Source organism: Bradyrhizobium sp. Unk1, assembly GCF_059512345.1.
Genome location: NZ_JCAMOP010000045.1, coordinates 20,795 through 45,430 on the forward strand (window position 1 = coordinate 20,795; position 24,636 = coordinate 45,430).

Below are 24,636 nucleotides of genomic sequence, written 5' to 3' on the forward strand. Positions count from 1 at the left end.
GTCAATCCTTCGGCCGCTTGTCGTAGAGGCGCTTGGCCTTGCCCAGCGAGCGCTCCAGCGTGGCCGGCGCGACCACGCGCACCTGGGAACTGATGCCGATGGTGTTCTTGATGTGGGTCGAGATGCGGTCGGCGTGATCGACGAGACCCCTTCCGTCCCAGCTTTCCGGCCGCGCCTCGGCAATGATGGTCAGCTCGTCCATGCGGCCTTCGCGGGTGAGTTCAAGAATGAAATGCCCGCCGCACCAATCAGTCGCGAGCAATACCTCCTCGATCTGGGTCGGGAACAGATTGACGCCGCGCAGGATGATCATGTCGTCCGAACGGCCCGTCACCTTCTCCATGCGCCGCATGCCCGGCCGCGCCGTGCCCGGCAGCAGCCGCGTCAGGTCACGGGTACGATAACGGATCACCGGGAAGGCTTCCTTGGTGAGCGAGGTGAAGACCAGTTCACCCTTCGCGCCGTCCGGCAGCACCGCGCCAGTCTCCGGGTCGATCACCTCGGGATAAAAATGGTCCTCCCAAATGTGCAGGCCGTCCTTGGTCTCGATGCATTCCTGCGCGACGCCGGGGCCGATCACCTCCGAGAGGCCATAGATGTCGGTCGCGTCCATGTCGAAGGCGTCCTCGATCTCGCCGCGCATCGCATTGGTCCAGGGCTCGGCGCCGAAGATGCCGACCTTGAGCGAGCATTGGCGCGGGTCGAGCTTCTGACGCTTGAACTCGTCGAGGATCGCCAGCATGTAGCTCGGCGTCACCGTGATGATGTCAGGCCGGAAGTCGTTGATGAGCTGCACCTGCCGCTCGGTCATGCCGCCGGAGATCGGCACCACGGTGCAACCAAGTTTCTCGGCGCCATAGTGCACGCCCAATCCGCCGGTAAACAGGCCGTAGCCATAGGCGTTGTGAATGATCATGCCGGTGCGGCCGCCGGCGGCGCGAATCGAGCGCGCCATGACCTCCGACCAGGTGTCGATGTCGCGTTGCGTATAGCCCACCACGATCGGCTTGCCTGTGGTGCCGGAGGACGCATGCACGCGCACCAGCTTTTCACGCGGCACGGCGAACATGTTGAAGGGATAATTGTCGCGCAGATCCGTCTTCACCGTGAACGGGAATTTCGCGAGATCGGAGAGTTCGCGAAAGTCGGACGGATGCACGCCGGCCTTCTCGAAGGCCTGGCGGTAATGTGCGACGTTGTCGTAGGCGTGCTTCAGCGACCAGGCCAGCCGCTGCGTTTGCAGCGCCATGATCTCGTCACGTGACGCGCGCTCATGCGCGTCCATCTCGGCACGATAGGCGCTGCCACCTTCCTTGAGCCTCGTCAGAGCCATCCTCGTTTCCCTACATTGGTTGGTTCTTTTTATTGGACTCTTACTGTTCTTGCGTCGGCAGCCACGTGCCGGGAATGACGCGCGAATGCCCCCGGAATTCCGCGATGACGGTGTCGCCCGCTGTCACGCGCACGTCGTAGATGCCTGAGCGTCCGCCACGGCTGACCTCGCGCGCTTTTGCAACGAGGCGGTCACCAAGCCTGCCCGGCTTGATGAAGGTGATCTGGCCCTGTGCCGCCACGACACGTTCATTGTGCGAATTGCAGGCAAAGGCGAAGGCGGAATCGGCCAGCGTGAAGATGAAGCCGCCATGGGCGATGCGCTGGCCGTTGACCATGTCCGGCCGCACATTCATCGCCAGCGTCGCGAAGCCCGGACCGATCTCGACGATCTCCATGCCGAGACCCTTGGAGGCATCGTCCTCCGCCCACATGGCGTCGGCACAGGCGCGGGCAATATCCTCGGGCGACAGGTTGGCTTTGACGTTCACGCGCTTCTCCCGGCCAAATGTTTGGCCACAATGCTCTGCTGCCCGGCCATAACTGTCAAACGTGATCGTAATCGACCACGACCCGCTCCGACGATGGCTTCGCCTGGCAGGTCAGGACGAAGCCGGCCTTCAACTCCCAGGGCTCCAGCGAATAGTTGATGTCCATCGGCGCCTCGCCCTCGACCAGCTTGGCGCGGCAGGTCGAGCACATGCCGCCCTTGCAGGCGAAGGGCAGATCGACGCCGGCGCGCAGCGCGGCATCGAGGATCGCTTCGTCCTCGGCAACCGGCACGTCGCGACGCTTGCCGTCGATGATCAGGGAGGCGATCGCCTTCGGCGGCGCGTCGGGCGCAACGATCTTCTTCGGTCGCGGCTTGCCGCCGAATTCGGAGACGAAGCGCTCTACGTGGATGCGCTCGTCCGCGATACCGAGATCGCGGCAGGTCGCCTCGATCTCCTCGCTCATGCCAAGGGGGCCACAGATGAAGACATGATCGACACTCGCGGCAGGTACCAGGGAGCGCAGCAGCACCCGCACCTTGTCGCCGTCCAGCCGGCCATGCAGGATCGGGATGTCCTGCTCCTCGCCGGAGATGACGTGGAAGATCGAGAGGCGATCGATGAAGCGATCCTTGAGCTCCTCGAGCGCCTCCAGGAACATGATGTTGTCGGTCGCACGATTGCCGTAGAACAGGAAGAAGCGGCTGCCCGGCTCCCGCGCGAGCACGCCCTTGACGATCGACAGGATCGGCGTGATGCCGGAGCCTGCGGCAAAGCCGACATGGATGCGTCCACTATCCGCCGGCGGGATCACGCCGAAGCGTCCGGTCGGCGTCATGACGTCGAGTTCGTCGCCGCATTTGAGTTCATCCGCCGCCCAGCTCGAAAATGCTCCGCCGTCAATCTTCTTCACGGCAATGCGGATCTCGCCATCGTCAGGACCCGAGCAGATCGAATAGGAGCGCCGGACTTCCTCGCCATCCAGCATGGTGCGGAGCGTAAGGTACTGGCCGGGCGCGAAAGCGTAATCGCCCGCGAGTTCGCCGGGGACCGCAAAGGTCATCGACACGGCGTCGGCCGCCTCGCGGCGGAGGTCGTTGACGGTCAGGCGATGAAAGCGCGGTGCGGCTGCGGACATGATCAATGACACTTGAAATAATCGAAGGGTTCGCGGCAGGCCTTGCAGCGCCACAGCGCCTTGCAGGAGGTCGAGCCGAATTCGGACAGCAGCTCGGTCTTGTCAGAGCCGCATTGCGGGCACGCGACGGCTTGCTCGCCGAACAGCGCGCGGCGCGAGCTCGACGCTTGCGGTGGCGCGATGCCGTAGGCGTGCAGCTTGCGGCGCCCCTCCTCGCTCATCCAGTCGGTGGTCCAGGCCGGCGACAGCACGGTGCGGACCTTCGGACGATGGAAGCCGGCGCGCTCCAGCGCGACCTCGATTTCGAGCGCGATCATGTTCATGGCCGGACAGCCCGAGTAGGTCGGGGTGATCGCGACCTCGACATGATCGCCGTCGAGCACGACATCACGGAGCACGCCGAGATCGGCGATGGTCAGCACCGGGATTTCGGGGTCAACGACGCTCGAAGCGGCATCCCAGGCGCGCCGGCGCAGCTCACTGTCGCGTTCAAGCACCGTCACCATGTCTGCCCCGGGAAGGTGCGCTGCATCGATTGCAGCTCGGACAGGAGATGGCCCAGATGCTCGCTGTGCCGGCCGGACCGGCCGCCCTGCTGCATCCAGTCGTTTTGCGGCAGCGTGAGTGTTGCTTCGCTGATGACATCCGAGAGCGTCGTCAGCCAGCGACCGCGCAAGCTGCCGGGATCAATCGCGATACCGGCATGGATCAGGGCACGTTCTCCGTCATCGACGGCGAACATCTCACCGGTGAAGGCCCATAGGTGATCGATCGCGGCCTGCACCCTGGCGTGACTCTCACCGGTGCCGTCGCCGAGCCGAATGATCCATTCCGAGGCGTGGCGCAAATGATAAGCGCTCTCCTTCTCGGACTTGGCGGCAATGGCCGCAAGCGTCGGATCACGCGAGGCCATCATCGCCCGCCAATAAAGGTCGGCGAAGGCGGAATAGAAGAACTGCCGCACCAGGGTCTGGGCAAAGTCGCCATTCGGCTGCTCGACCAGCAGAAGGTTGCGGTACTGCCTGACGTCGCGCAAATAGGCGAGCTTGTCCTCGTCGTTGTCCTTGCCTTCGGCCTTGGCGGCGTAAGTGTAGAGCTCACGCGCCTGGCCGATGAGGTCGAGCGCGATGTTGGAGAGCGCCATGTCCTCTTCCAGCATCGGCGCATGCCCACACCATTCCGACAGGCGATGACCGAGAATCAGCGCATCGTCGGCGCGGCGCAGCGCGTAGAGCACCAGCGGCGTTTCCGCGACCTGGATGTTGGCCACAAGCATCACATGTGCCCCACTTCCTCGGGCACCTCATAGAAGGTCGGATGCCGGTAGATCTTTGTTTCCGCCGGCTCGAACATCATGCCCTTCTCGGCGGGATCGCTTGCGGTGATCGCGGTGGACGGCACGACCCAGATCGACAGGCCCTCACCGCGGCGGGTGTAGATGTCGCGCGCGGCCTGCAGCGCCATGGTGGCGTCGTTCGCATGCAGAGAGCCGACATGCTTGTGCGCGAGCCCGTTGCGGCTGCGAATGAAGACTTCCCACAGCGGCGTGTTCGGCGTGGCCATTTTTGATCTCCCTATTCCGCGGCTTGTGCGGTCTGACGCTGCGCGCGCTTTGCGGCATAGCTAGCTGCCGCCTCGCGCACCCAGGCGCCCTCATCGTGCGACCTGCGGCGCGCGGCAAGCCGATCGCGGTTGCAGGGGCCGTTGCCGGCGAGCACCTGCTTGAATTCGGTCCAGTCGATCTCGCTGTAGCGCCAGTGCCCTTCGGCATCCTGCGTCATGCCGGGATCGGGGATGGCAAGGCCGAGATATTGCGCCTGGGGCACGGTGGCATCGACGAACTTCTGGCGCAGCTCGTCATTGGAGAAGCGCTTGATCTTCCACTTGGTCGACGTGTCGCTGTGCTGGCTCGTCGCATCGGGCGGACCGAACATCATCAGCACCGGCCACCACCAGCGGTTCAGCGCATCCTGCGCCATCGCCTTCTGCTCATCCGAGCCGCGGCACAGCGTCAGCATGATCTCGTAGCCCTGGCGCTGGTGGAAGGACTCCTCCTTGCAGACGCGGATCATCGCGCGTGCATAAGGGCCGTAGGAGCAGCGACACAGCGGGATCTGGTTCATGATCGCGGCGCCGTCGACCAGCCAGCCGATGGTACCGATGTCGGCCCAGGTCAGCGTCGGATAGTTGAAGATCGAGGAATATTTGGCCTTGCCGGCAAGCATGGCGTCGACCAGCTCCTCGCGCGACGTGCCGAGCGTCTCGGCGGCGGCGTAGAGATAGAGCCCGTGGCCGCATTCGTCCTGCACCTTGGCCAGCAGCGCCGCCTTGCGGCGCAGGGTCGGCGCGCGCGTGATCCAGTTGCCTTCGGGCAGCATGCCGACGATTTCGGAATGGGCGTGCTGGGAGATCTGGCGGGTGAGCGTCTTGCGATAGGCCGCCGGCATCCAGTCGTTCGGCTCGATGCGCTCCTCCGCATCGATGCGGGCCTGGAACTGCGCAGCTCTTCCTGCTTCCTCAAGACCGCGATCGTCGGTCTCGGCCGTGTTCAGCGCCTGGGTATACATGCGCATCCTCCCGTTTTATTGGGAGGCAATATATAACAAGAATTACATCATGCAAGATATTTCTGTAACATGTAAATCAGGCCTCGAATCTCCGCTCCAGGAGCTTTCGAGCCGGCGGCAGCGGCCCCTTCTCATTGGTTCCATGGCTATCAAGCCATTGTTCCGACGGCGCAAGCAGCGCGCGATAGACCTCGCCGCAGAGTTCACGTGCGGCCCTGCCGGGCCAATCGCCCGGCAGCAGGCTCTCGGGCAGCAGCGGATCGCGCAACACGACGCGGCGGTAATAGTGGATCAGCAGGATGCGCGCGGTGAAGGCATCGGCCTCGGACAGATCCGCACCGCGCGCGATAGCGGCACGGAGCGGCTCGAACGTCTTCATGAATTTCAGATAGGCGTCGGCGGTGCGGTCCAGCGGCCAGCTCGCGCTGAGCAGACGGCGGCCGCTGTCATCCTCCGCCGAGACTTCGAGGCGGATCGCTCCGGCAGCCTCGTCCGGCACCGGCACGCCTGATGGCGCGACCCACACGCCGGGCAGCGGACTGCCGAAGCCGGCGTTGCGCAGCGCCTCGCGCGAGACGTCGCGATCCTCGCCGTTGCCGATCAGGAGCAGCTCGAAGCGCCCGGTCCAGTCCGGCGATGGCGGATCGTAGATGTGGCGCGTGGCGGCCTCGAAGGTCTGACTTCCCTTGTCGGCCAGGCGATAAAAACTGTTACGGCCAACCTTTTCGCGCATCAGCCAGCCATCGGCAGCAAGGCGCGACATCGCAGTGCGCACCACGCCGGCATCGATGTCCAGCCTCTCGAAGAACTCCAACAGCGTGCCGAGCCACACCGAACCTCCGCGCGGCACGATGGCGTCGCCAAACACGGTGATGACGATGGAGCCCGTGCGTGACGGCTCACGCTTGAGCTGGTCGATGATGCGGGACAATGGATGCGCCATCCGCGAGGCATAGCGCGTTTGATGCGGGCGCGACAATGGACGGGGGCGACGCTTCCTCTTCTCCTTCTCCCCGCTTGCGGGGAGAAGGTCGGGATGAGGGGGAGCCTCCGCGCATTCGGTGAGAGTTGGACTCGTGGAGACTCCCCCTCACCCGGAATTTGCTCTTCGCAAATTCCGGCCTCTCCCCGCAGGCGGGGAGAGGCGAAGCATCACCGATGCGGATCGGGATAGACCATGCTGCGCCAGCCGCTGCGGTTGAACGGCTGCCACTGGCCTTCCTTCTGCGCGAGGCGGTCGGCGACCGCGTAGACGGCGGCGGGATGATGGCCCATGCCGCAATGGCTGCTCTCGACCTCGATGCTCTCGGTCTGCGCGCCCGTCTGCTCCATACAGCCCTGCCAGGCGCAGACGCCGTCGGTGCGGCTGAAGATGGCGGTGGTCGGCACCGGCGGCGGGACGGCGAGCTCGCCGCCGAACTGCGGATCGACCTCGTCGGACTTCCGCCCGCTCGCCCATTCATAGACGCGCCAGGCATTGGTCGAACGGGGATCGCCCGCGAAGGGGCTGCCGAGCGTGATCACCTGGCGCACGCGCGCCGGCATCATCTTGGCGAGCTGGCGCGCATAAAGGCCGCCGAGGCTCCAGCCGACCAGGCTGATCTTGCGGCCATGCTTGTCGCTGAGCTCGTGCACGAGATCGACCATCGCATGCTGCACGCCCTCGCGCAGGCCGTAGTTGCGGCCCTGGCGCCAGCCGCTTGCCGCATAGCCCTTGCTGGTCAGGAACGAGCGCAGCGCGCGCGTCGACGCGTCGGAGGCCACGAGGCCCGGGAACACCAGCACCGGATGCCCATCGCCGCGGGGCGAGAGGCTCAGCAGCGGCAGCGCGCCGAGGAACGCGCCGAACTCGTGGATCGCGCGCCCTTCCAGGAACATCAGGGTACGGGACGGCGGACGCAGAGTCTGGGCAGTAGCGGTCATCAATGGTCCCCTGGGAAGAATTGCTGAAAAGGCTACCGGTTGCGATGCCGGCAAATGGGTACAAATTCCAACAGTCCGGCTTCTTGAACGTTCCGCAACGCAGCATGAATCAGCTAGGCGGCCGGTTCCGGACATTCAAGCGGGTGAAGCCCAAGGCGACAATAGGCCCGCGCGTGAATGCCAGCGTCCGTGACGCAAAAGTCACAACCATCGAAGCAGGAATTCTACGGAGTAGAGCGCAAGACCTGCGAGCCCGCCGATCAGCGAACCGTTGAAGCGGATGTATTGCAGGTCGCGGCCGATATTGATTTCAATCAGCGAAATCAGCTGCGCCATATCCCACGCCTTGACCTGGTCGGAAATGAAGGTCGAGACGCCGCTTTTCTGATCCGCAACGAAGCTGCGCAGCACCGCCACCAGACCCTTGTTGATCTCGCCGCGGAGCTCGGCATCGCCGGCGAGCGCCTCGCCCGCGGAGACGAACATGCCGGCGAGATGATGCTGCAGCACCTGGGTCTCGCCGCTCGCACTGCGCTCGATGAACGAACGCGTGTTGGTCCAGACGGTGCGGGCGAGATCGGCAAGCTCCGGCCGCGCCAGCAGGTCGCGCTTCAAGCTGTCGATACGATCGATATAGGCTTGGTCGGTGCCGAGCCGGTCGACGAAGCTCAGCACCATACGATCGAACTCGCCGCGGAACGGATGCTTGGGATCACTGCGCACCTCGTTGAAGAATGCGGTGGCGGAGGCCACGATCTTGTTCACCAGAAATTTGTCGGCGCGATAGAGATTGAGCAGGGTCGGCAACTCCGCGCGCACCTTCTCGCGGATCATCGCCATCGTCTCTTTCTGGTTCAGCGTCTCGTGCATCACGCGCAGGAGATCATCGAACAGGATCTGATGCCGCCCTTCCGCGACGAAGCCGCGCAGCGTACCGGCCGCGAGCGGCGCAAGGTCGATCGCCTGCAGCTGCGAGGACATGCGGCGAATGATGAAGGTCATCAGACCTGAGCTTTCCGTCGCGGAGACGGCCTCCGGCAGCAGGCGCAACGCGAAACGCGCGAGATCATCGCTGCGCTTGCGGTCGCGCAGCCAATCGGCGACGAAAGAGCCGAAATCGATCTCCCTCAGCTTGGCCTCGACCGGGCCGGCCTCGAGGAAATGCACCTGGATGAACTCGCCGAGCTTGTCGGCGATGCGGGCCTGATTGCTCTGGATGATCGCGGTGTGCGGGATCGGCAGGCCGAGCGGCCGCTTGAACAGCGCGACCACCGCGTACCAGTCGGCAAGCCCGCCGATGGTCGCAGCTTCCGCGAAGGCCGCGATGAAGCCGAACACGGGATGCACTGGCAGAAGCCATTTCGCGACGACGAACAGGGCAAGCGTCGAGGCCAGCACCAGCGTCGCCAGTGCTTTCACGCGGCGAAGCTCCGCCGCGCGTTCGGCGTCACCAGGGCTGTCGAATGAGAAAGTGGCGGGCGGGGTCATCACTGCATCACCCTACTCGTCATTGCGAGTGAAGCGAAGCAATCCAGAGTCTTTCCACCGAGACGGGCTGGATTGCTTCGCTTCACTCGCAATGACGGCAGCGCAAAAACAAAGGCCCGCCGAAGCGGGCCTCAAATTTCAGTTTGTACTCAGGATGCCGTATCAGGCGGTCTTGGTGTAGACCTTGGAAAAATTGTCCTGAGCGGACTTCGCACCGTTGGCGGCGAGCTTGCCGACATAGTCGGCGGTCGCCTTGGCGCGCGAGACGAAGACTTCGCCGCGGGCGCGGAGCAGGCTCGACTGGATCTCGACGGCTTCGCTGATCGACTTGGCGGACGCGAGCTTGTCGATGCCCGAGAAGAACGCCTCGGCGTCCTCGTAGATCGCCTGCTGGATGTTGCGGCTGATCTTGCCGGCCTCGGTGACGGACTCGGTCACCGCGTTCTCGACGGCGGCGGTCACGCGCTCGGAGCCAGCGAACACCTCGGCAGCACGGTCCTTGGCGGTGTTGGCAGACTTCATGACGAACTCGCGGGCGGCCTCGGGAACTTCCAGGTTCTGGATGTTCTTGAAAGCGTCCTTGAAGCCTTCGAAGGCAGTGTTGGTTTCGGTGGTCATGGGGTTCTCTCCATCCTCATTGGGTTGAGCTATGGGCTCACCCCGTCCTCATTGGCCCGGGGCACGGCTTATATGACATAATTAATGGTGCGATGCAATATTCGTATTGCACTGCGATATCACGAAATCGTGAACAGCCTTAATGGGAGGCAATCTGGCGCCTCCCTGGCCAGACGGGTTCCCGGAAAACGCACCGGCGGCCCCTAATGCTGGACGGCGCCTTTAGTGCTGGACGGCGCCTGGCAGCCCGTAAGCCTCCATCTGGGCCTGGACCTGCGCAATATTGTGCCCGAGCACGACGATGTCGTGGGTCTTGCCGTCGACGTCCCGGACATGGTCCCGCAGCAGCGCCTCGGCCTTGAAGCCGAGGCTCTCGAAAAGGGCGATCGCCGCCTGCTGGTCGACTGTCATCTGGACCGAAAGCTTTTCCAGGCCGGCGCCGAGCGCGAGCGCAAAGGTCTCCTGCGACAGCGCCCGCCCCACTCCCTTCCCGCGCACGTCGAGGGAAACAACCATCCGGATCTCGCCGACATGGGGCGACCAGGAATGCGGATCGCGCACCAGCGTGCCACAGCCGACGACCTTGGCGTCCCTGACTGCGAGCAGGCTGGTAATCGCGCCGCGCTCGATCTCCTTGACCCAGGCCGAGAGCACCTTCGGCTCGCTGATGTTGCGCGGCAGGAACAACAGATCATGGGTCGGCAGGCCCTTGCCGAACGCGAGCATCGCGGCCTCGTCCGCAGGCGACATCAGGCGGATGTCGATATCGCCGGCGTCGGTCTTGACCTGACGCGGATAGGAACGCTGCTCACTCATGTCGATCTCTTCCCCAGCCAGGTATCCAGTTTCGGCCACAGCCGTTTCACAGCGTTGGCGCCGGCAACAAGCGAGACGTGACCGCCCTTCAGCATCACCTCTTCCTTGTCATCGGACCCGATCTTCGCGATCAGGTGCTTTGCGGCGTCATACGGCACGATGTGATCGTGCTCGGCGACCGCATGCAGGAACGGCACCTTGATGTCTTCGAGCTTCGCCGCGCGGCCGCCGACCGACATGGTGTCGTTGAACAGCTTGTTGTCCCACATCAGGTCCTTGGTGATGGCGCGGAAATACTCGCCCGCAAGCGGCAGCGTGTCGGTCGCCCAGCGGTCGAACATGCGGTACGACTTCACGAACTCGTCGTTCCAGATGTTTTCCCAGAGCTGGATCTGGCTCACCGTGCGCGAGGCCGGGCGCAGCATCTCGAACGAGGACAGGATCATTTCCGGCGGCACGTTGCCGACGCTGTCGACGAGACGGTCGACGTCGAAATAGCGGCGGTCGGAAAAATTTGAGAACAGCTTCATCTCGCGAAAGTCGATCGGCGTGGTGAAGCAGATCAAATTCTTCATCGGCCCGTCCTTGTGGATCGAGCCGTAGAGCAGCGACAGCACGCCGCCGAAGCAATAGCCGATCACGGAGACGTCCTGCTCGCCGGAATCCGCTTGCACGCGGCGGACGCAGTCCGGGATGAAGTCAAGGACGTAGTCCTCCATGCGCAGGCTCTTCTCCTCGGGCCGCGGCGCGCTCCAGTCCAGCATGTAGACGTCGTAGCCGCGCTTGAGCAGGAATTCGATGAAGCTCTGGCCAGGCACGAGATCGAGGATGTAGCCGCGATTGGTGGTCGCCATCACGATCAAGACCGGCACGCGGTAGATCTCGTCGGACATCGGTCGGTAGTGATAGAGGCTCATGGTGCCGCGCGAATGCAGCACGTCCTTTGGCGTCGAGCCGAGCGAAGGGCCCGAAGTCGAGAAATATTCGACGCCCTTGATGCTGCGCTGGATTGCGCGCTGCACCTCGGACTGGATGCGATCCGGGATCGATGCGAAATCTAGTCCGGTGGCTGCATTCATGTCTGCTCTCCGCCCTCGGACGGCGGACGCTTTGTGCGCGGCGGTCGCAATGCCGTATCGGAGCCCTGAGACACGCCGGAACCTGCCGCCATCTGGGTCAGCAGCCACTTGATCTCACCGATCTGGCCTTCGATGGCTTGCAACCTTTCGGCAAGGCCAGTGACCTGATCGCGGCTGGGCAGGTTCATGGAGACCAGATATTTTTCCATGAGCTCGCCGAGTTGCTTCTGAGCACCTGCAGCAACCCCTCCCGCGCGGTTCATCGCCTGTGAAAATTCGGGCGACGACATGGCCTGGTTGGCGAAGGAGTTGAACCCCTTCTCCATCTCACCCATCATCTTCTGCCACATGGCGACCGGGTCATTGGTCTTGTCGGTCATCGGCGTCCTCCTGGTATCGAGAGCTGCGATGCCCTTCTTTTTTCGCCATACCACACCGTTGCGCGGTGCCGGTCAACCGCCAAGCAGCGGGTGCGCTAATACGCACGCCGCTTCTTTGCGGCGGGAAACCGTGCGATACAGCATCGATCAGCAGGAGGGAACGCGCCCGTGACCACCCATCAGCCACCCCAGACCATCCGCGCCAACGGCATCGACATCTGCTACGAGATTTTTGGCAACGACAATGCCGAGCCGCTGCTGTTGATCATGGGGCTCGGGGCGCAGATGATCCACTGGGACGATGCGTTCTGCGAGCAGCTCGCCGTGCATGGCTTTCGCGTGATCCGCTTCGACAATCGCGACATCGGCAAGTCGAGCCATCTGACGGGCGGCAAACGCCTGACGCCGATCGAGCTGTTGAAGCTGCGCTTCCTCAGGATTCCCGTCGCCGCAACCTACAAGCTGATCGACATGGCGAAGGACACGGTCGGCCTGATGGATGCGCTCGGCATCAAGTCCGCGCATCTGGTTGGTGCCTCCATGGGCGGCATGATCGCGCAGGAGGTGACGCTGTCGTTTCCCGAGCGCGTGCGCTCGCTCACCTCGATCATGTCGACGACAGGCAATCCGCGCGTGCCGCCGCCGACACGCGAGGCCTCTGCAATGCTGATGGCACCGCCGCCGCGCAGCAAGGAGGAGTTCATCGTCCGCTTCGGCGAGACCTGGAAGGTGCTGCGCGCCGGGTCCTTTCCGGAAGAGGAAGCGCTCGACCCCGATCGTGCCGAGCGCGTGTTCGTACGCGGCCTCAATCCGGCCGGCGTCGGCCGGCAGCTCCGCGCCGTGCTCGCCTCCGGCAGCCGCAAGGAGCGGCTGCATGGCGTGAAAACGCCGACGCTGGTCATTCACGGCACCGTCGATCCGCTGGTGCGGCCCGAAGGCGGCAAGGACACCGCAGAGTCGATTCCCGGCGCAAAGCTGTTGATGATCGACGGCATGGGCCATGCGCTGCCGATGCGCTTCTGGCCCGAGATCATCCGCGCCATCGACAAGCACGCCCATGGGGCGGCGGCGCAGGCAGCATAGTCAAAAAGGCGACTTAAGCCTTCCTAGCCATCCAGATCACATGGCGCGCGCCACCGCCTCTGCCGGTGGCGCGAACATTGACTTCGTTGACGTCGAAGCCGGCGCTGCCGAGGCGCTTGGTGAAGGCCGGGTTGGGTCCCGACGACCAGACGGCGAGCACGCCGCCCGGACGCAGCGCCGCCTTCGCCGCCTTCAACCCGCTCGCATCGTAGAGTGCGTCATTGCCCTTCCGGGTCAGCCCCTCCGGCCCGTTGTCGACGTCGAGAAGAATGGCGTCGAAGACCGACCGCTGTGCGCGGATGATCTCGCCAACATCAGTCTCCCGGATGCTCACCCTGCCATCATCGAGACTGTCGCCAAAGACCTCGGCCATCGGGCCGCGCGCCCAGGCGACCACCGCCGGCACGAGCTCGGAGACCACGATCTTGGCCTTGCTTCCCAGCACGGTGAGCGCCGCGCGCAGCGTAAAGCCCATGCCGAGACCACCGATGAGCACAACGGGCTTTGCGACCGTCTCGATCTGCTTCGCTGCCAGCGTTGCGAGCGCGGCCTCAGAGCCCGACAGGCGGTTGTTCATCAGCTCGTTGGTGCCGAGCTTGATGGAGAACTCCTTGCCCCGCCGCATCAGGCGGAGCTCCTCGTCGGAGCCGGGGATTTTTGCGGTGTCGATCTTTTCCCAGGGAATCATGGGAGAGCTTTAGCACGATCGGACGAACAATCACCCTCCCGCCCAGACGTCCAGCACATAGCGGTTCTTCGCGCCCATCTCCTCGATCCAGCGCGCAGCCGTGGCGGCGTCGCTGCCGCTCTTCTCGCGATGGATCGCAACGAGAGCGGCCTTCACGTCGGGCTCCATCCTGCTGCCATCGCCGCAGACATAGATGATCGCGCCCTGCTCGATCAGCGGCCAGACCCTGTCCTTCTGCGCGGCAAGCATGTGCTGCACATAGGTCTTCGGTCCATCTGCACGCGAGAACGCCGTGAAGAGCTCGGTGATGCCGCTTGCCGCCAGCCCCTTCAGCTCCTCCGCGTAGAGAAAATCCTGGTCGGGATGGCGGCAGCCGAAGAACAGCATGGCCGGACCGAGGGCGGCTCCTTTCGTCTTGCGCGCGGCGCGCTCCTGGAGAAAGCCGCGGAACGGCGCCAGTCCGGTGCCCGGGCCGATCATGATGATCGGCACGGATGACTCATCCGGGAGCCGGAAGCCGGCCTTGGTCTCGCGCACGGTGGCATAGATCGCATCGCCCGCGCGCCGGTTGGAGAGATAATTCGAGCAGATGCCCTTGTAGACTCCGCGTCCGGAGGCGGCCGGCCCTTCGACCACGCCGACCGTGACGCTGCACCGCGCCGGGTCCACCGACGGCGAGGACGAAATCGAATAGTAGCGCGGCGCCAGCAGCGAGAGCATTTCCAGGTAAACGTGGAACGGCAACTCGCAGGCCGGATATTCGAGCAGCATGTCGAACACCGATTTGCGCCTGACCAGAATCTCGGTGCGATAACGCTCGAGCGGCTCGGCCTCCTCGCCAACGAAGGCCAGCAGCTTGGGCTTGGTGACCGGGCAGCGGGTGTGCTCGGCCATGATCTGGATCTGCTTCCGTGTCGCCACCTGCTGCAGCTCGACGAACTCGCTGAGCAGGCGTCCGACCGAGACGGCATTGCCGACCGGCAGCTGCGCGCGCCGGCCTTCGGCGACCTGAAGCCTGATCTGGTCCGCCGGCAGGAAGCCGAAGCGGCGGGCGACCGAATCCACCAGCGTCGGATCATTGCGCGGGACCACGCTCAGATGATCGCCGACGCGGTAAGTGATGTTGGACGGCAGCTGCACCTCGATATGGCGCGTCGAACGCTCGGACGGATTGGCGCCGGACTTGTTCTGAAGCTCGTCATTGACCAGCACCTTCATCGCGACAGCACCGCCCTGCGCGACGATGGTGTTGACGGCGGTCACAGCCACCGGCTCGATCGCATAGAGCGGATCGTCCTCCGCGGTGCGGGTAAAATTCCAGTCGATACCGAATTCCTTGGTGGCGACCTGCGCGGCCGCCGGGAACCATTTCTGGAACTGGCCGTCGAGATCGCTGCGCGCATCGCCCTCGCCGCGCGGATAGACCGCGCGCGCACCACGCTTCGACAATTGCTCGTCGATGAAGCGCGGCACCGATTGATAGGTCGCCGCCCAATCGCTGTTGCCGCAGCCGAACACGGCGTAGCGCACATTGGCAAAGGCATCCTTCGGCAGATCGTCGCCGAGCCATTTGACGAATTGCGTCGCATTGTCAGGCGGCGCGCCGTTATATGAGGCGCAGATGATCAGCACGCCGCCCTCGTGCGGCAGCTTGCCGACGTAATCGTCGAGCGGCCCGAGATGCACGGCAAAGCCGTTGATCTCGGCAAGGTCGGCCATGCGCGTCGCGAGTTCCTCGGCCGTGCCGAGGTTGGAGCCGTACAGCACCAGCATCGGCGTATTGTGGCCGGGCCGCGTCGTCGGCTGACGCGGTGCTCTCGGCGCTGAAACTGCAGCTGCGATCGGCCCGCCATAAGCACCGCGCTCGCGATCGGCGCGCGGACGTACCTTGATCTTGAAGCCTTCCGGCTTCATCGTCAGCGTTTCTTTCAGATGCATCTGATAGCGCTGATGGTCGATCAGCTTGAAGCGCTGGAGGATCATGCCGAGCGCGAGTGCCGCCTCGTGCATCGCAAAACCGCGTCCGATGCAGGCGCGCTGGCCGTTGCCAAACGGCTTCCAGGCATTAACCGGCCGCTTGGCCTCCGCCTCGCGGCTGAAATTCTCGGGATCGAAGGCGTCGGGATTCGGTCCCCAGACCGAGGGATCGCGATGCAGCGCCGTCACCAGGATGGTGATGAAGGTGCCCTTCCTGAGCCTGTACTTGCCGCCGCCGATGGTCTCGTCGTTCAGCGGCGAGATGCCATAGGCCGGCGCCGGCGGCCACAGCCGCAGAGCTTCCTTGAGTATCTGCGTGATGTAGGTGAGCTGCGTCACCTGCTGGTAGGTCGGCTTGGCATTGACATCGGGGCCGAAGACGCGGTCGACCTCGTCATAGGCCTTCTTGAGAATGTCCGGGTGCTTGAGCAGAGCGTAGAGCGTGTAGGACAGCAGGCCGCTGGTGGTCTCGTGGCCCGCGATCAGGAACGTGTTGATCTGGTAGCGGATGTTGATGTCGTCGAGCTGCTCGCCGGTCGAGCGGTCGACGCCGGTCATCATCGCGGCGAGCATGTCCTTCTTGTCGTCGATCCCTTCCGCGCTCTTGCGGCGCTCGGCGATGATCTCGTCGACCATCTTGTTCATGAAGGCGACGTCCTCGGCGAGCGTCTTCCGGCGCTTCTGCATCCAAAACTGCTCGAGCGGAAGGCCGCGCGTCATCATGATGGTTTCGAGCGAGCGAACCAGCGACTCGACGAAGGGATGGTAGTCGCGCCGGTAGAACGAGTTGAAGCGGTACTCGAAGCCGCACAGGCCGATCGTGTCCAGCGTCAGCGCGGTCATGTCATGGACGACGTCGATCTCGTCGTCGGCGTTGAGCCGTTCCCATTTGTTGACGAGCTGCTCGGCGATATCGACCATGCTCGGGTGATAGGACTGCATGGCGCGGTTGCCGAACGGCTGGAGCAGGATGTTGTGCGCCTTGCTCCAGTTCGGCTCGCGGGTGTCGGCCGTGAACAAGCCGTCGCCGCCGACCGCGCGCACGCGGCGCAGCGCGCCGCGCACCGTCTTGTCGAAGCGCTTCTCGTCGGAGAGCTCCTCGACGAGATCGTGGCCGGAGACGACGACGATCGGCGAGCCCATCATGTCGAGCCAGAAGATCGGCCCGAGCTCCTTGGCAAGCCGGGTCAGGTGCTGCACCGGCGCGGCCGAATCCAGCGACAGCATGTTGCCGACCACTGGCTTGGTCGGCGGCTGCGGAATCGGGTCCAGACGGTTCTTGGATGACATTGAAATGTAGTCCCCCCTGCCTCAATGTCGTCATTGCGAGCGAAGCGAAGCAATCCAGAATATATCCCCGGAAGCAGTCTGGATTGCTTCGTCGCTTCGCTCCTCGCAATGACGAGTTCGCAACGACGAGCGCTAGCCAAACCGCTTTCTACGCCATTCGATCAGCTTGGCGCTGACCTCTTCCGGCTTCTCCTGCTGCGTCCAATGGCCGCTGTCGCGGACCAGATATTTTTCGAGATCGGGAATGAGCTTGTCCATGCCATCGGCGGAAGACGGCGGCAGCACCGCGTCGTTCTCGGCCATGATCATCAGCGACGGCACGCGCACCGTATGATCGAGCCCTTCGGCGCGAATCCAGTTGCGCGACATGTTGCGGTACCAGTTGATGCCGCCGGTGAAGCCCGTTCTGGTGAAATTGTCGACGAACACCTTTTTCTCTTCCGGCGACAGGATCGGCGTGCGCGGATCGTGCTTCGCGTCGTAAGCCGCAATCATCTGCGGAAACGCCAGATTGACCCGCGGCGAAGCACCCACGCCGGCAATCACTTCCTCTGCCGGCGCATCGGGCGGGCGCGGCGCCGGCTTGCGCATGAATGCATCGAATGTCTGCTCGACGCGACTGCCGAAGATCCTGTCGGGTTCATGCGCCGGATCCTGGAACTGCACGATGTACATCTTGTCGCCGAAGCGAGCGCGCAGCAGCTCGATCGGATCGACCCAGGCACGGTTGGTATGAGGCGTGTTGATGCCGACCACCCCCGCAACCCGGTCGATGTGCCGCAGCGGCATCTGCCAGACGATGAAGCCGCCCCAGTCGTGACCGACGAAGATGGCCTTGTCGATCTGGAGATGATCGAGGAGCCCGACGAGGTCGCCGGTCAGATGTTCGATGTCGTAGGCCTCGACCGGCTCGGGCCGGTCGGTCGCGCCATAGCCGCGCTGGTCCGGCGCGATCACCCGGATGCCGGCCTCGCTCAGCGCCTTGATCTGGTGACGCCAGGAGAATGCGAGTTCCGGCCAGCCGTGGCACAGCACGATCGGCGGCTTGTCGCTGACCGGGCCCGCCTCGTAGTAGCCCATACGGATTCCGTTCGTCTGCACGAACTTGAGCGGTGGCATTTCAATCATCGCACTATTCCTACTCTGCGGCGCCCTTGACGTCGGCCGCCGGCGGCGCGTAGGCCGCCTCCAGCGCGGCAAACTCCTCCGGCAGCATGTCGCACATCACCTGCACGTGCGGAATGATGTTGGCGCCGACGATGAAGCCGAAGTCGAGCTGGTCGCGATAGCTCTGCACGGTGATGTTGAGCGCCTGCCCATGCGTCGAGATCGACACCGGGAAGATGTGCAACAGCTCCGCGCCGGCGGCATAGAGCGTCTGCCGCGGCCCCGGCACGTTGGACACCGTGATGTTGGCCGCCGGCGGCAGCACGTCCGACAGGTTCGAGCGGCTGTAGAGCAGCGCCAGAACCTGCACCATCATCGGCGCACCCAGCATCGAGATGTTGGAAATCTGCGGCATCAGGGCCCGCAACGGATGCGACATCTCCTTGGACTTGGTCGACTGCGCGATGATCGCCTCCAGCCGCGCCTTGGGATCGTCGATATTGGTCGCGATCGAGCAGATCATGCCGAACACCTGGTTGTTGGCCTCGGTGTTGCCTTCCTCGCGCAGCGAGATCGGCACGGCGGCGGTCAGCGATTTCGCCGGCAGCGTGCCATATTGCTGGAGGTAGCGCCGGACCACGCCGGAGGCGAGCGCCAGCACCACGTCGTTGAGCTTGCCGCCGGCCTGCTTGGCGAGCGCCTTTGAACGCGACAGCGAGATCGAGACGCCGGCAAAGCTGCGTTCCGAGGAAATCGTCTTGTTCAGCATGGTCGGCGGCGACACCATGCTGGCGAGGCTTTCCCGGGATTTCGGATCGGAGATTTTGCCGAGCACGTCGGAGACGCTCTTGACCATGGTCGGGATGTTGCCGGCGAAGCGCACCGCGCTCTCGATCTGGTACATCGCATTGTCGAACAGGATCGAGCCGATGTCGCTCTTGCCGGTGCGCGGCAGTTGCAGGTTCTTCGCGGCCGCCGAGGCATCGAGCGGCTGGTTGAAGAGCTGCTGATAGGAATCGAGCAGGTTGGCGGCGATGTCGCGCGGCTCCTGTCCGGGCTTAGCTCCCGCCGTCGGCGGATCGACCTTCCGGGGGGTGGGCGAGATATCGTAGATCATGTTGGTCAGCGCCGCCCCGGCGCCGCCGTCGATGGCGGCATGGTGCATCTTGGAATAGAGCCCGACCTCGTTGTCCTTCATGCCTTCGAACACGTAGAACTCCCAGAGCGGCCGGGCGCGGTTCAAGAGCTTGGCGTGCATCCAGCCGACGATGCGCTCGAGCGTGGCGCGGTCGCGCGGCTGCGGCAGGCTGGCACGGAAGATGTGGCGGTCGATGTCGAACTGGTCGTCCTCGACCCAGGAGGGATGATCGATATCGAGCGGCGCCTTCTCCAGCCGCGCCTTCAGGATCGGCGCGATGTGCAGGCGCGAGACGATCATCGCCTTGAAGTCTTCGAAGAAGTCGCCCTTGTAGTCGTCAGGCAGGCGAAAAATCGCCATGCTGCCGACATGCATCGGCATCTCCGGCGTTTCCAGATAGAGAAATGATGCGTCCAGCGACGACAGCTTCTTACCGTCAGCCATAGTTCCCTCCGCTAATTTTGACGGGCGCCTTTGCCGGCGCTTCTCGTCAGGCCGATACTGCCCGTTCCGGCGGGGCATATGCAATGGCAAACGGCCCAGCCCGGTCGAACGGCCAGAATTCCCCCTCCGGTTGCGACAGGCGGTCCGCCACGGCCCACAGCGCCGCGGGGTTCACGCCGAGCCCGATATGGCTCGCCAGGTGAACCTCGATGTTCTCGGCGCGGTCGGAGGGGCGCAACAAGCAGGTTCGCCAGTTCACGACACCGTCGGCGCGCGAATAGATCGACGTCGCCGGCATCGGCAGATCGCCGGCGATCGCCTCGCGCAGTTCGGCAAAATCCTCGACACGATCGCCGGACAACGCTTCGTAGAGCCGCGTGGCGTTGGTCGCCCGCACGTCGTTGGCAAACGGGCTGCCGAGCGTGACGACGTAACGGACCATCTCGGGCGCCTGGAGCGCGAGATCGCGGGCGTAGACGCCGCCGAGACTCCAACCGACCAGGCTGACCTTGCGTCCGCTCGTGGCGTGGATTTCGGCAAGGCGCGTGCGCAAGGCCTCCCTCATCCGCCCCAGCCCACCGAGATTGCGCCCCATCCGCCAGGCATGCGCCTCATAGCCGAGCTCGCTGAGATAGCGCCGCATCGGCACCATGGAGAGATCGCTGGCGAGAAAGCCCGGCAGCGCCAGCACCGGATGGCCGTCGCCTCTGGGTGCGCGCATCAGGAGCGGCGACAGCATCAGGCTGGCGTTGAATTCGAAAAGTCCACGGGCTTCGGCCAGCAGCAGGCCGAGGCTCGGCGGACGAAGCCGGCCCGACGCCTGCGGCTCGTCCGGCCCGGGCGACATTTATTTCTTCTTGTCGCCGCTGCGCGGGCTGCCGAGACCGGCCATGGTGACGAACATGTCCTGAAACCGCTCGGCGATCTTGGGATCGAAGGTGAACCAGCTCTGGATCAGCGATTCCGGCGAGACTTTCTCGATATTGCTCAAAACCTGCTGCTGCAGCTTGTCCATCACCGCCGTCTGCATCGGCGACACGTCGGGCAAACCGAAGAACTGGCGGGCCTCGAGGGGGGTACAGTCGATTTCGATGTTAACTTTCATGTCCCCTCCAGATGAGATTCGAGCGGCCTGTCGCAGTATCACCGCGAGACGGTGTGCAACGCAAGCGACCTGAGACAGGTGGCCGGGCACCGGCCTCCACGATCGGCAGATATGGTCAATCAAAATCCGCCTCGCGGTCCGATTGTCGGTCAGCATTGCTGCACAGCGGCGCAACTTGGCGCGTTCCTTGCTGGAATGGCGCTTGCACGGGTCGAGAACTCTGGGCAACATGGTTCAACCGCCCGCCGAACAATCAAAAAATCACCGGCGCGGCAGAGTGGAGAGGGTCAAGAATGTCAGTCGGTCGAAGTCTGTTTGCGGCGACGCTCGCCGGTACGCTTGCGTTGACGGTCTCGTCGGCGTCGAGCCAGACGCTACGCTATGCCAACCAGGGTGACCTGAAGTCGCTCGATCCCTATACCCTCAACGAGAGCACCACTCACGCCCATCTCGGTCACGTCTATCAAGGCCTCACCGCGCGCGACAAGAACCTCAAGATCATCCCGGCGCTGGCGGAGAGCTGGGAAACTCCGGAGCCGACCCGCTGGCGCTTCCATTTGCGCAAGGGCGTGAAGTTCCACAACGGCGACCCCTTCACCGCCGACGACGTGGTGTTCTCCGCAGATCGCGTCCGCAAGAAGGGGTCGAATATGCAGACCCGCCTTGCCCCCGACGTCAAGGTGGTCAAGGTCGACGACTACACCGTCGATTTCGTCCTGCCCTCGCCCAATCCCATCCTGCATAACGCGTGGGATGTCTGGTACATCATGGACAAGAAATGGGCCGAGGAGAACAACGTCGTCGATCCGACGCCGGTGGCGGCGACCACGCCGAGCTACGCCTCGCTCCACGAGAACGGCACCGGTCCCTTCGTCATCGAGAGCCATCAGCCCGGCGTGAAGACCTTGTTCAAGGCCAATCCAAATTACTGGGGCAAGGTCGAAGGTAACCTGAAGGAGATCATCTTCACCCCGATCGCCTCCGACGCCACCCGCGTCGCCGCGCTGCTGTCGGGCGAAGTCGACGTCATCGAGCCGGTGCCGATCCAGGACATCTCCCGCGTCGATTCGAGCCCGAACGCCCAGGTGCTGAAGGGGGCGGAGCTGCGCACCATCTTCATCGGCTTCGATCAGGTCCGCGACGAGTTGCTCTACTCCAGCATCAAGGGCAAGAACCCATTCAAGGACATCCGCGTCCGCGAGGCCTTCTACAAGGCGATCGACATCGAGCTGATCAAGACGCGCGTGATGCGCGGGCTGGCGACGCCGTCGGCGTTGATGATCGCTCCGGAATTGTTCCTGCTGTCCAAGGAGTTCACCCGGCCGAAATTCGACCCTGATGGCGCCAAGAAGCTCCTGACCGAGGCCGGGTACCCCGACGGCTTCGAGGTCACCATGGATTGCCCGAACGATCGTTACGTCAACGATGCCGCGATCTGCCAAGCCGTCGTCGGCATGCTCGCCCGCATCGGCGTCAAGATCAATCTGCTGGCGCAGCCGAAGGCGCAATACTTCGCCAAGGTGTTGAAGCAGGGCGGCTACCAGACCTCGTTCTACATGCTGGGCTGGACGCCGAGCACGATGGACTCCCACAACGTGCTCTATGACATTATGGGCTGCCGCGACGATGCGAAATCCTCGCGCGGTGAAGCCAATCTCGGCGGGTACTGCAACAAGGAGTTCGACGCCATCACCGACAAGGTGCTGGTCGAAACCGACACCGCCAAGCGCAACCAGCTGATCAAGCAGGCCTACGAGATCGGCAACAAGGACTGGTCCTACATCCCGCTGCACCAGCAGGCGCTGGCCTGGGGCGTATCGAAGAAGGTTAACCTGCCGCAGCGCGCCGACAATCTAGTCATGTTCCACTGGGCGACCAAGAAGGAATAGCGTCGGTTGAACACGAGGTCCCGGCAGCGTCAGGCTTCCGGGACCTTTCCTTTTCCGGCTGACAACGGCGTCAGCCAAACGCACACCCAAGGACGGTGGAAGGCATGCTCGCTTTCACTCTTCGCCGCGCCGTTCAGGCCATCGGCGTCATGTTCGCCGTCGGCATCATCGCGTTCTCGATGTTCCGCTTCGCCGGCGACCCGGTCAACCAGATCGTCTCGATCGATACGTCGGCGGCCGAACGCGAAGCCGTGCGCAAATCGCTCGGCCTCGATGATCCCGTACCGGTGCAGTTCGTCCGCTATTTCGGCAACGCCGCGCAGTTCAAATTCGGCGTCTCCTATCAATTCCGCCAGCCGGTCTCGGCGCTGTTGATGGAGCGCATGCCGGCGACGCTGGAACTTGCGATCTGCGCGACCGTATTCGCAATGGTGTTCGGCATCCTGATGGGCGTCTATTCGGCGCTTAAGCGCGACACCGTGCTCGCCAAATTATTCCAGGCGGTTTCGCTGATCGGCATCTCGTTGCCGACTTTCCTGATCGGCATTCTCCTGATCTATCTGTTCGCGGTGACATTGGGCTGGTTGCCCTCATTCGGTCGCGGCGAGGTGGTCAAGCTCGGCTGGTGGACGACGGGGCTGCTCACGCTGTCGGGCCTGAAGGCGCTGATCATGCCCTCGATCACGCTCGGCCTGTTCCAGATGACCCTGATCATGCGGCTGGTGCGCGCGGAGATGCTGGAAGTGCTTCGGACCGACTATATTCGCTTCGCTCGGGCCCGCGGGCTGACCACCCGCGCCGTCCATTTCGGCCACGCGCTGAAGAACACGCTCATTCCCGTCATCACGGTGGCCGGACTGCAGTTTGGCTCGGTTATTGCATTTTCGATCATCACCGAAACTGTATTCCAATGGCCCGGCATGGGACTTCTGTTCGTGCAGGCCGTGCAAAACGTCGATATCCCGATTATGGCCGCCTACCTGCTGATGGTCTCTCTGATTTTCGTCACCATCAATCTGGTGGTCGACATCCTCTACACCGTGGTCGATCCGCGCCTGCGCTCGACCATCGGCCGCGCCGCATAAGGCAGCCTCAATGTCCGATGCAGTCGCCTCAAATTCCGACAAGCAGAGCACGCTGCCGACGCATGCCGCCCGCAGCTGGCTCAGTCGCGCGCTCGACAGTGACATCTTCTATTCGTTCCGCCGCTCCAAGCTGACCATGGTGGCGGCGGCCATTACCGTGCTGTTCTTCCTGCTCGCGATCTTTGCATCCGCGCTTGCGGTGCAGAACCCGTTCGATCCGGCGCAGCTGCAATTGATGAACTCGCGGATCTCACCGCTCTGGACCGCCGACGGCCAGAGTCCGTTCCTGCTCGGCACCGACGAGCAGGGCCGCGACGTGTTCTCCGCCATCCTCTATGGCTTGCGCATCTCGCTCGCCGTCGGCGTCGCCGGCGTGGTCTTCGCCGGCGCGCTCGGAATCGCGCTCGGCCTGATCGCCGGCTATTTCGGGGGCGCGGTCGACGGCGTGATCATGCGGATCGCCGACGTGCAGCTCACCTTCCCGGCCATTCTGATCGCGCTACTGGTCAACGGCATCGCGAAATCGATCCTCGGCAACCGGCTGGATGCCAACAGCATGCTGGTGGTGCTGGTGATCTCGATCGGGCTCAGTTTCTGGGTCGGATATGCCCGGACGGTACGCGGTTCCGTGATGGTCGAGAAGAACAAGGACTACGTGGCCGCAGCGCAGCTGATCGGCCTGCCCGCGCCGAAGATCATGCTGCGGCACGTGCTGCCCAACACGATGGGACCGATCCTGGTCATCGCCACCATCAACCTCGCACTCGCCATCATCACCGAGGCGACGCTGTCGTTCCTCGGCGTCGGCCTGCCCGACACGATGCCGTCGCTCGGCACGCTGATCCGGATCGGCAACAATTACCTTTTCGCCGGCGAATGGTGGATCGTCGCCTTCCCCGGACTCGCGCTTGCCGCGCTGATCCTGTCGATCAACCTGCTCGGCGACTGGCTGCGCGATGCGCTCAACCCGAAACTTCGATGAGCAAAGCTTCGATGAA

The 24,636-nt window shown here is 63.7% G+C and carries 24 protein-coding genes; 4 read left to right on the top strand and 20 right to left on the bottom strand.

Annotation, left to right across the window (positions count from 1 at the left end; genetic code table 11):
- Position 1: 1 nt before the first annotated feature.
- From paaK to AC5ZFO_RS38760, 14 genes are all read right to left on the bottom strand, one after another.
- Positions 2–1,333 carry a phenylacetate--CoA ligase PaaK gene (gene paaK, locus AC5ZFO_RS38695; protein ID WP_282524746.1) on the bottom strand — a complete coding sequence of 444 codons (1,332 nt, stop codon included), beginning with the start codon at positions 1,331–1,333 and terminating at the stop codon, positions 2–4.
- Positions 1,334–1,373: 40 nt separating this feature from the next.
- On the bottom strand, positions 1,374–1,823 hold the full coding sequence (gene paaI / locus AC5ZFO_RS38700; protein ID WP_282524747.1) for a hydroxyphenylacetyl-CoA thioesterase PaaI: 450 nt from the start codon (positions 1,821–1,823) through the stop codon (positions 1,374–1,376).
- 55 nt (positions 1,824–1,878) lie between these two features.
- Entirely contained in the window at positions 1,879–2,961 is a 1,083-nt protein-coding gene (paaE, locus tag AC5ZFO_RS38705) for a 1,2-phenylacetyl-CoA epoxidase subunit PaaE (protein WP_282524748.1), read from the bottom strand.
- Between the two features lie 2 nt (positions 2,962–2,963).
- Entirely contained in the window at positions 2,964–3,467 is a 504-nt protein-coding gene (gene paaD, locus AC5ZFO_RS38710; RefSeq protein WP_282524749.1) for a 1,2-phenylacetyl-CoA epoxidase subunit PaaD, read from the bottom strand.
- Positions 3,461–4,237, bottom strand: a complete 777-nt coding sequence (gene paaC / locus AC5ZFO_RS38715; RefSeq protein WP_282524750.1) for a 1,2-phenylacetyl-CoA epoxidase subunit PaaC — start codon at positions 4,235–4,237, stop codon at positions 3,461–3,463. The genes paaD and paaC overlap by 7 nt, the downstream gene beginning before the upstream one ends.
- Positions 4,237–4,524 carry a 1,2-phenylacetyl-CoA epoxidase subunit PaaB gene (gene paaB, locus AC5ZFO_RS38720; protein WP_282524751.1) on the bottom strand — a complete coding sequence of 96 codons (288 nt, stop codon included), beginning with the start codon at positions 4,522–4,524 and terminating at the stop codon, positions 4,237–4,239. Before paaB ends, paaC begins: the two co-directional genes overlap by 1 nt.
- 11 nt (positions 4,525–4,535) lie before the next feature.
- Complete coding sequence (paaA, locus tag AC5ZFO_RS38725) at positions 4,536–5,528, bottom strand: 1,2-phenylacetyl-CoA epoxidase subunit PaaA (protein WP_282524752.1); 993 nt, start codon at positions 5,526–5,528, stop codon at positions 4,536–4,538.
- A 76-nt stretch (positions 5,529–5,604) separates the two neighbouring features.
- Complete coding sequence (paaX, locus tag AC5ZFO_RS38730; RefSeq protein WP_282524753.1) at positions 5,605–6,471, bottom strand: phenylacetic acid degradation operon negative regulatory protein PaaX; 867 nt, start codon at positions 6,469–6,471, stop codon at positions 5,605–5,607.
- 209 nt (positions 6,472–6,680) lie between these two features.
- Complete coding sequence (locus AC5ZFO_RS38735) at positions 6,681–7,451, bottom strand: esterase/lipase family protein (protein ID WP_282524754.1); 771 nt, start codon at positions 7,449–7,451, stop codon at positions 6,681–6,683.
- A gap of 201 nt (positions 7,452–7,652) precedes the next feature.
- A complete protein-coding gene (locus AC5ZFO_RS38740; protein WP_282524755.1) occupies positions 7,653–8,939 on the bottom strand; it encodes a DUF445 domain-containing protein in 1,287 nt (428 codons plus the stop codon).
- Between the two features lie 162 nt (positions 8,940–9,101).
- Positions 9,102–9,557 (bottom strand): phasin, encoded by a 456-nt coding sequence (locus tag AC5ZFO_RS38745; RefSeq protein ID WP_496123483.1) that lies wholly within the window; start codon positions 9,555–9,557, stop codon positions 9,102–9,104.
- A 222-nt stretch (positions 9,558–9,779) separates the two neighbouring features.
- Complete coding sequence (locus tag AC5ZFO_RS38750) at positions 9,780–10,373, bottom strand: GNAT family N-acetyltransferase (RefSeq protein ID WP_496123484.1); 594 nt, start codon at positions 10,371–10,373, stop codon at positions 9,780–9,782.
- Positions 10,370–11,452, bottom strand: coding sequence for an alpha/beta fold hydrolase (locus tag AC5ZFO_RS38755; RefSeq protein WP_496123485.1), 1,083 nt, complete (start codon positions 11,450–11,452; stop codon positions 10,370–10,372). The genes AC5ZFO_RS38750 and AC5ZFO_RS38755 overlap by 4 nt, the downstream gene beginning before the upstream one ends.
- The gene (locus AC5ZFO_RS38760) at positions 11,449–11,832 is read right to left on the bottom strand and encodes a hypothetical protein (RefSeq protein ID WP_282524759.1); all 384 of its coding nucleotides are present in this window, start codon (positions 11,830–11,832) and stop codon (positions 11,449–11,451) included. The genes AC5ZFO_RS38755 and AC5ZFO_RS38760 overlap by 4 nt, the downstream gene beginning before the upstream one ends.
- A 168-nt stretch (positions 11,833–12,000) precedes the next feature.
- Here AC5ZFO_RS38760 and AC5ZFO_RS38765 point away from each other — a divergent pair, with 168 nt between their 5' ends.
- On the top strand, positions 12,001–12,915 hold the full coding sequence (locus AC5ZFO_RS38765; RefSeq protein WP_282524760.1) for an alpha/beta fold hydrolase: 915 nt from the start codon (positions 12,001–12,003) through the stop codon (positions 12,913–12,915).
- 13 nt (positions 12,916–12,928) lie between these two features.
- Here the strand turns inward: AC5ZFO_RS38765 and AC5ZFO_RS38770 are convergent, their stop codons facing one another.
- From AC5ZFO_RS38770 to AC5ZFO_RS38795, 6 genes are all read right to left on the bottom strand, one after another.
- A complete protein-coding gene (locus AC5ZFO_RS38770; RefSeq protein WP_282524761.1) occupies positions 12,929–13,603 on the bottom strand; it encodes a polyamine aminopropyltransferase in 675 nt (224 codons plus the stop codon).
- Positions 13,604–13,633: 30 nt separating this feature from the next.
- Positions 13,634–16,870, bottom strand: coding sequence for a bifunctional cytochrome P450/NADPH--P450 reductase (locus tag AC5ZFO_RS38775; protein WP_282524762.1), 3,237 nt, complete (start codon positions 16,868–16,870; stop codon positions 13,634–13,636).
- A 132-nt stretch (positions 16,871–17,002) separates the two neighbouring features.
- Positions 17,003–17,998: an alpha/beta fold hydrolase gene (locus tag AC5ZFO_RS38780; RefSeq protein ID WP_282524763.1), complete on the bottom strand. Its 996-nt coding sequence runs from the start codon at positions 17,996–17,998 to the stop codon at positions 17,003–17,005.
- A gap of 10 nt (positions 17,999–18,008) precedes the next feature.
- Complete coding sequence (locus AC5ZFO_RS38785) at positions 18,009–19,559, bottom strand: WS/DGAT/MGAT family O-acyltransferase (RefSeq protein WP_282524764.1); 1,551 nt, start codon at positions 19,557–19,559, stop codon at positions 18,009–18,011.
- Between the two features lie 46 nt (positions 19,560–19,605).
- The gene (locus tag AC5ZFO_RS38790) at positions 19,606–20,406 is read right to left on the bottom strand and encodes an esterase/lipase family protein (RefSeq protein WP_282524765.1); all 801 of its coding nucleotides are present in this window, start codon (positions 20,404–20,406) and stop codon (positions 19,606–19,608) included.
- On the bottom strand, positions 20,407–20,664 hold the full coding sequence (locus AC5ZFO_RS38795) for a DUF6489 family protein (RefSeq protein ID WP_028146839.1): 258 nt from the start codon (positions 20,662–20,664) through the stop codon (positions 20,407–20,409).
- 293 nt (positions 20,665–20,957) lie between these two features.
- On the opposite strand from AC5ZFO_RS38795, the gene AC5ZFO_RS38800 reads away from it, so the two are divergent.
- From AC5ZFO_RS38800 to AC5ZFO_RS38810, 3 genes are all read left to right on the top strand, one after another.
- A complete protein-coding gene (locus AC5ZFO_RS38800; RefSeq protein ID WP_282524766.1) occupies positions 20,958–22,553 on the top strand; it encodes an ABC transporter substrate-binding protein in 1,596 nt (531 codons plus the stop codon).
- Between the two features lie 104 nt (positions 22,554–22,657).
- Entirely contained in the window at positions 22,658–23,638 is a 981-nt protein-coding gene (locus AC5ZFO_RS38805; protein ID WP_282524767.1) for an ABC transporter permease, read from the top strand.
- A 10-nt stretch (positions 23,639–23,648) separates the two neighbouring features.
- Entirely contained in the window at positions 23,649–24,620 is a 972-nt protein-coding gene (locus AC5ZFO_RS38810; protein ID WP_282524768.1) for an ABC transporter permease, read from the top strand.
- Positions 24,621–24,636 lie beyond the last annotated feature (16 nt).